Origin of the sequence: Streptomyces sp. 13-12-16, assembly GCF_002114215.1 — a bacterium.
GTDB lineage: Bacteria > Actinomycetota > Actinomycetes > Streptomycetales > Streptomycetaceae > Streptomyces.
Genome location: NZ_NCTE01000439.1, coordinates 1 through 7,016, shown reverse-complemented (window position 1 = coordinate 7,016; position 7,016 = coordinate 1). Strand labels below are relative to the sequence as shown.

At 73.0% G+C, this 7,016-nt stretch carries 5 protein-coding genes; 4 read left to right on the top strand and 1 reads right to left on the bottom strand.

Annotation, left to right across the window (positions count from 1 at the left end; all coding sequences use genetic code 11):
* The coding region (locus tag B7767_RS18115) for an AAA family ATPase (RefSeq protein ID WP_085573104.1) at positions 1 to 2,431 on the bottom strand (2,431 nt) is incomplete at its 3' end.
* A gap of 346 nt (positions 2,432 to 2,777) precedes the next feature.
* Between B7767_RS18115 and B7767_RS18110 the strand changes: the two genes are divergently transcribed.
* The 4 genes from B7767_RS18110 (at position 2,778) to B7767_RS18095 (ending at position 6,828) form a co-directional block, all read left to right on the top strand.
* Positions 2,778 to 4,154, top strand: a complete 1,377-nt coding sequence (locus B7767_RS18110; RefSeq protein ID WP_085573103.1) for a glycosyltransferase — start codon at positions 2,778 to 2,780, stop codon at positions 4,152 to 4,154.
* A gap of 80 nt (positions 4,155 to 4,234) precedes the next feature.
* Positions 4,235 to 5,293, top strand: a complete 1,059-nt coding sequence (locus B7767_RS18105) for a DegT/DnrJ/EryC1/StrS aminotransferase family protein (RefSeq protein ID WP_085573102.1) — start codon at positions 4,235 to 4,237, stop codon at positions 5,291 to 5,293.
* A gap of 70 nt (positions 5,294 to 5,363) precedes the next feature.
* Positions 5,364 to 6,545: a cytochrome P450 gene (locus B7767_RS18100; RefSeq protein ID WP_085573101.1), complete on the top strand. Its 1,182-nt coding sequence runs from the start codon at positions 5,364 to 5,366 to the stop codon at positions 6,543 to 6,545.
* An 88-nt stretch (positions 6,546 to 6,633) separates the two neighbouring features.
* Positions 6,634 to 6,828 (top strand): ferredoxin, encoded by a 195-nt coding sequence (locus tag B7767_RS18095; RefSeq protein WP_085573100.1) that lies wholly within the window; start codon positions 6,634 to 6,636, stop codon positions 6,826 to 6,828.
* Positions 6,829 to 7,016 lie beyond the last annotated feature (188 nt).

Sequence of the window (7,016 nt, the reverse complement as noted above, 5' to 3'; positions counted from 1 at the left end):
CGGTTCCCTCCGGGCCTGGCGTGGCGACGCCGCGGGCCAGGGCGGCGTAGCCCAGGGCACGCGGGGTTCCCCAGCGTTCGGCGGGTCCGGCGCCGTGCCCGGCCGCCGCCCGGGCCTCGTCGAAGCGGCCCGACTCCGCCAGCAGACAGGCGGCGTCCACCCACCAGGGGGCCAGGACCGGATTGTCGAGTCCCGTCCGGTCCAGGGAGTCCCCGCAGGTGCGCAGCAGCTCGAGAGCGCTCTCCGGGTCGCCGCACTCGTACCGTGCCCGCGCCCGCGCCATGAGGTACCAGTGGTACTCCCATGCGAAGGCCTCGATACGCGGGCGCTTGATGGTGCCGAGCACCTCCTCGGCCCGGCCGGGCTCACCGTGCTCGGTGAGGGCGAGCGCGCAGGCGATCTGCGGCAGGACGGCGCTCTCGCCCCAGTAGTTCCCCTCCCCGAGCAGGTCGAGGGCGCTCTGGGCGTCCGCCAGGGCCTGGGGGACGCCGCCCTGGTCGAGGTGGACGAAGGCGCGGGTGGAGAGCGCGAGGACGTACGTCCACACCGCCGCGGTCCGCCGGCTGTCGCGCAGCACCGTCTCCAGCGCGTCGAGCGCCTCGCCGGTCTCGTCGGCGAGGGAGAGCGCGAGGGAGGCGGGCAGCAGCGACCACGCGCCGAGTTCCGCGCCCGGGGAGCGCAGGGCACGCCGGGCCTGGCGGACCGACTCGGCGGCGGAGCGGCCGTCCGTCGCGGTGAGCACGGTGAGCATGGCGAGCTGCTGGCGCTGGGCGGGCGTGTCCCCGGGCGGCGGGGGCAGCAGGGCGGCCCGCTCGCGCACCGCGGGCAGGGTGCTCTTCTCGTCGGCGCCGACGATCAGCAGGGTGGCTTCGGCCAGGGTGAGGAGTTCGCGGTCGGCGGGTTCGGGATCGGTGCCGAGCGCGGCGTGGAGGGCGTCCAGTGCCTCGGTCAGTACGCGGGCGCCTTCGGGTGACCGCTGGACGCGCAGACAGGTCAGGGCGAGCCGGACCGCGATCGTCGCGCGGGTGCGGACGTCGCCGGTGAGGGCCAGTGCCTCGTGCAGCAGTGTCAGTGAGCGGGCCGGGTCCGTCTCGGAGAGGACTTCGGCGAGTCGCGTCCGGATCTCCGGTGTGTCGGGCCCGGTCTCCATGACGCGCTCCAGGTAGCGCGCGGCGGCCTCCGGGGCCCCTCGCTGCTCCGCCTGCGCGGCGGCGTCCAGGAGGACGGCGGTCATCCACGGCTGGTCGGCCCGTGGGAGGAGCAGCAGCTGGCCCGCTATCTGCTCGGGGGACCGTCCGACGTCGCTGAGCAGTTGGGCGGCCCGGGTGCGCAGACCGGCGAGGGCCCCGGAACCGACCGTGGAGAGCACCGCGGCACGCACCATGTCGTGCACCGGTTCGATCCGGTCGGGCTGGACGAGGCCGGAGCGGCGCAGGACGTCCACGGCCTCCTCGGCCTGCACGGCGGACACCCCGGCGAGGGCGGCGAGGTGTTCGGGCCGTTCCGGGCCGAGTACGGCCAGGGCCCGGGCCACCTCGCGCACTCCGGCCGGCTGGCCGTCCAGTGCCTCGCGCACGGAGGCGGCGACGGCCCGCCCGCCGAGCTCGGTGACCCGCCGGGCGCCCGTGTCGTCGGGTCTCACCCCGGTGGTGCGCAACTTGTGCAGGATCCGCTGGAGTTCCAGGGGGTTGCCACCGGTCACGGCGGTGAGGGCGCCGACGAAGGACGGCCGCGGCGGAGCCTCGGGGAAGGTCCGGCGGACGAGTGTCTCGACGTCGCGGGCCGAGAGTGCCGGCACGTGCAGCGCCAGGGACCGGTGGTGGGCCACCAGGTCGGCCAGCGCCGGGCCGGCCGTACACTCGCAGGCGGTGCGCCGGGCGAGCACGACGAGCAGCGGCATTCCGTCGGCACGGCGCAGGAGGAAGTCGAGCCAGCGCAGGGACCGCTCGTCGCACCAGTGGACGTCGTCGAGGGCCAGCGTCAGGGGGCGGTCCGCCATGAGACCGGCGGCGAGCCAGTACAGGCCGTTCAGCGCGGGGTAGGTGGCGCCGGGCGCGGTGTCCCCGTCGACGCGGTCGGGGGCGAGGGCGGGCAGGGCGTGACGGGCGTTCCCGGCCAGCAGCGCCGAGGCGCGGCCGCGGCGGGCGGTGAGGTTGAGCGGTCCGAACAGGGCGCGTACACCGCTGTACCCGCTGCCGGAGTCGATCGCCCTGCAGGCCCCGTACAACACGGTCATGCCGTCGCAGGGCCCGCCGTCGTCGAGAGCGGCCCGCAGCAGTGAGGTCTTGCCGACTCCCGCCGGGCCGTCGAGGACGATCAGCTGGGGCTGCCCGGCACAGGCGGCGGCGGCTCCGGCGGCGAGCTTCCCCAAGTGGGCCTCACGGCCGACCAGGGGATGGGACGGGCCGGTGGCCCGTGCCCGGTTCGTCACGTGGTCTCCCTTGCGTCGTGCTGAGCCGGGACAACGCTCCGATGGGCAGCCCTCCGTCGTCGGCAGATACGGAACGCTCGGTGCGCCCACCGTACAGGTAACTCCGCTTCCCTCGGCGCAGGTTCGCCCCGTGCCTCGCGTCCGGTGTCCCGTCCGGCCGCGCGGGGCAAGTCTAAGGATTTCCTGGTTACGGCCGTGAGATCAAGGTGGGGTGCGGTCGGCGCCGCCCGATTCGGGCCCCGGCCGACGGGCCGCACACGGACAACCCCGTCCCGCCTGTCCGTCTGCCGGTCGTGCCCGCGCGGCCGGTCGGCGGCTTCGGCGGTCACCTCGTGAAAGGGCCCTCATGGACTCCGCCGCCCGGCCGATCCTCTTCGTCGGTCTCCCCGAGAGCGGACTGCTCAACCCCTTGCTGGTGCTGGCCGGGGAACTGGCCCGGCGTGGGGTGCCCGACCTGTGGTTCGCCACCGACGAGCACCGGCGGGACGACGTGGCGGCGCTGGCCGCCGACTCGGCGGTGTCGTTCGCCTCGCTGGGTGAGGTGGTGTCCGAGCTGTCGGCGGTGACCTGGGACGACGCCGTGTACCGGGAGGTCACGCAGTCCTCGCGGTTCAAGGCGCACCGCGCCGTGGTCCGGCAGTCGTACAAACCGGCGCTCCAGGCGCGCAAGTACCGCGCTCTGGAGAAGGTGGTCGAGGAGGTGAGGCCGGCGCTGATGGTGATCGACTGCGTGAGCGGCTTCGGCGTCGACCTGGCGCTCACCCACCGCATTCCGTACGTGCTGTCGGTGCCGTTCGTCCCGAGCAACGTGCTGACCTCGCACAACCCGTTCGGCGCGTCCTACACCCCGAAGAACTTCCCGGTCCCCAACTCCGGTCTGCCGCTGGAGATGACCCCCCGGCAGAAGCTGGCGAACACACTGTTCAAGTGGCGGACGCTCCTCATGTTCCTGCACCCGTCGATGGGCAAGGTGCTCAAGGAGGACGCCGCGATCCGCAAGGAGCTCGGCATCGCCCCGCCCAACTCCATGACCCGGGTGGACGCGGCCGAGATGGTGCTGTGCGCCTCCGTCCCGGAGCTGGACTACCCCTTCGACGTCCCGGAGAAGCTCCGCCTGGTGGGCGCCCTGCTGCCGCCGCTGCCGGAGTGCCCGGACGACGAGGGTCTCAGCGGCTGGCTGGACCGGCAGTCCTCGGTGGTCTACATGGGTTTCGGCACCATCACCCGGCTGACCCGCGAGGAGGTCGCGGCGCTGGTGGAGGTGGCCCGCCGGATGTCGGACCGCCACCAGTTCCTGTGGAAGCTCCCGAAGGAGCAGCAGCACCTGCTGCCGCCGTCCGGCTCACTGCCCGGCAACCTGCGGGTGGAGAGCTGGGTGCCGTCCCAACTGGACGTGCTGGCCCACCCGAAGGTGTCGGTGTTCTTCTCGCACGGCGGCGGCAACGCCTACCACGAGGGCGTCTACTTCGGTAAGCCGCAGGTGGTGCGGCCGCTGTGGGTGGACTGCTTCGACCAGGCGGTGCGCGGCCGCGACTTCGGCATCAGCCTGACCCTGGACCGGCCGGAGACCGTCGACCCGGACGACGTCGTCGACAAGCTCACCCGGGTCGTCGAGGACCCGTCCTTCCGCGAGCGGGCGGAACGGCTGGGCGCGCTCCAGCGGGCGGCCGGCGGGCGCAAGGCCGCGGCCGACCTGGTCCTGGGCCTGCTGCCGAAACCATGACCCCGGACCGCCCGTCGGCCGGTGCGCGGCCGGCCGTCCCCTCCTTCCAGCCATCGCACGCACCATCGCAGCGAGGACGCATGTCTTTCACCCACCCCGTCTCCCGGCCCGCCCTCGACGGGCGCGAACTGGAATACGTCACCGACGCCGTCACCGGCGGCTGGATCTCCTCGCAGGGCCCCTACGTGCGGCGCTTCGAGGAGGCCTTCGCCGAGTGGAACGGCGTGGCGCACGGCGTCGCCTGTTCCTCCGGCACGGCCGCGCTGACCCTGGCGCTGCGCGCGCTGGGCGTCGGTCCCGGCGACGAGGTGATCGTGCCGGAGTTCACCATGGTGGCCTCGGCCTGGGCGGTGACGTACACCGGGGCGACGCCCGTCTTCGTGGACTGCGGCGACGACCTGAACATCGACGTCTCCCTGATCGAGGAGAGGATCACCCCGCGCACCAGGGCGCTGATGCCGGTGCACGTCTACGGGCGCCGCTGCGACATGGACGCGGTGATGGACATCGCGCACCAGTACAACCTGCGGGTGGTCGAGGACTCGGCGGAGGCGCACGGGGTGCGGCCGGTCGGGGACATCGCGTGCTTCTCGCTCTTCGCCAACAAGATCATCACGGCGGGCGAGGGCGGGATCTGTCTCACCGACGATCCGCGGCTGGCCGGGCAGCTCGCGCACCTGCGGGCCATGGCGTTCACCCGCGACCACAGCTTCCTGCACAAGAAGCTGGCCTACAACTTCCGCATGACGGCCATGCAGGCGGCCGTGGCGCTGGCCCAGGTGGAGCGGCTGGACGAGATCCTGGCCGTCCGCCGCGAGATCGAGGCCCGCTACGACGCGGGGCTCAAGGACGTCCCGGGGGTCACGCTGATGCCGCCGCGGGACGTGCTGTGGATGTACGACCTGCGTGCCGAGCGCCGCGAGGAGCTCCGGGCCCACCTGGCGGACCGCGGTATCGAGACCCGGCTGTTCTTCAAGCCCATGAGCCGGCAGCCCGGCTACCTCGACCCGGTGTGGCCGTCCCTGAACGCGCACCGCTTCGGCGAGGACGGCCTGTACCTGCCCACCCACACGGGACTGACCGCCGCCGACCAGGAGTACATCACCGGCGCCGTCCGGGAGTTCTACTCCGCGGGCTGAACCGCCGGGACCCGACCGCGGCTTCGCGCGGCACCCCTGGACACCTCAGGAAGAGGAAGAAGGAACGGACATGACGACCGGCATCGGCCCCACGGTGGTGGGCTTCCCCCGGCGCACGCCGGAGGAACCGCTGCCCCTGTCCCAGTACGCGAGTCACCGCGAGCAGAACGGTCTGGTGCTGTCCCACCTGCCGAACGGCGCGCCGATCTGGCTGGTGACGCGGCACGAGGACGTGCGCGCGGTGCTGACCCACCCGAAGATCAGCGCCAATCCGGACAACGAGGGCTTCCCCGACGTCGGCGAGACGATGGGGGTGCCCAAGCAGGACCAGATCCCGGGCTGGTTCGTCGGGCTGGACTCCCCCGAGCACGACCGGTTCCGCAAGGTCCTCATCCCGGAGTTCACCGTGCGGCGCGTCCGCGAGTTGCGCCCGGCGATCGAGCGCATCGTGGACGAACGCATCGACGCGATGCTCGCCGCGGGCGACCGTGCCGACCTGATCGGCGACTTCGCGCTGCCGGTACCGTCCCTGGTGATCTCCTCGCTGCTCGGGGTGCCGCCGGCGGACCGCGACTTCTTCGAGTCCCGCACCCGCACCCTGGTCGCCATCCGCACCTCCACCGACGAGGAGCGGGCCACCGCCACCCGGGAACTGCTGCGCTACATCAACCGTCTGATCGCCATCAAGGAGAAGTGGCCCGGCGACGACCTGATCAGCCGGCTGCTGGCCACCGGGCAGCTCACCGCCGTCGAACTGTCGGGCGTGCTGCTGCTCCTGCTGATCGCGGGGCACGAGACCACCGCCAACAACATCGGCCTCGGTGTGGTCACCCTGCTCGCGAACCCGCGGTGGATCGGCGGCGAACGGCTGGTGGAGGAACTGCTGCGGCTGCACTCGGTGGCCGACATGGTGGCGCTGCGCGTCGCGGTCGACGACGTGGAGATCGCCGGTCAGCTCATCCGCAAGGGCGAGGGCGTCGTCCCGCTGCTGGCCGCCGCCAACCACGACACCGAGGTGTTCGGCTGCCCGCACGCCTTCGACCCGGAGCGCTCCGAGCGGCGGCACGTGGCGTTCGGCTACGGCGTCCACCAGTGCCTCGGCCAGAACCTGGTCCGGGTCGAGATGGAGATCGCCTACCGCAAGCTGTTCGAACGCATCCCGACGCTCGAACTGGACGTCCCGCCGGACGAGCTGGCCTTCAAGTACGACGGGATCCTGTTCGGACTCCACGAGCTGCCGGTGCGCTGGTAGGCCACCGGCTCCCGGGTGCCGCCGGACGGTCCCGGCGGCACCCGGTCCCACCGCCGCCCGAGTACCCACCCCACGAGGAGCAACGAGCATGCGCGTCACCGTCGACAGAGAGCGGTGCGTCGGAGCGGGCCAGTGCGCGCTGAACGCGCCGGAGGTCTTCGACCAGGACGAGGACGGGATCGTCACCCTGCTGGTGAAGGAGCCCGAAGGGGCGGACGCGGACGGGGCCCGTACCGCGGGCGACCTGTGCCCGTCCGGCTCGGTCACCGTCCATGAGGACTGACCGCCCCGGCGGCGGGGCGGACGGCCCGGCGGGACGCCCGGGTGTCCACGGACCCGGCCGTGCGGGCGGCGGTGAGGGGCGGAAGGACTTCCGTGACGGGACGGGCCTTCGGGCCGGCCCCGTCACGGGTTCCCCGGCGGGCCGTGCGGGGTCAGAGGCCCGGACGGCCCGCCGGGGCACAGCGGGCC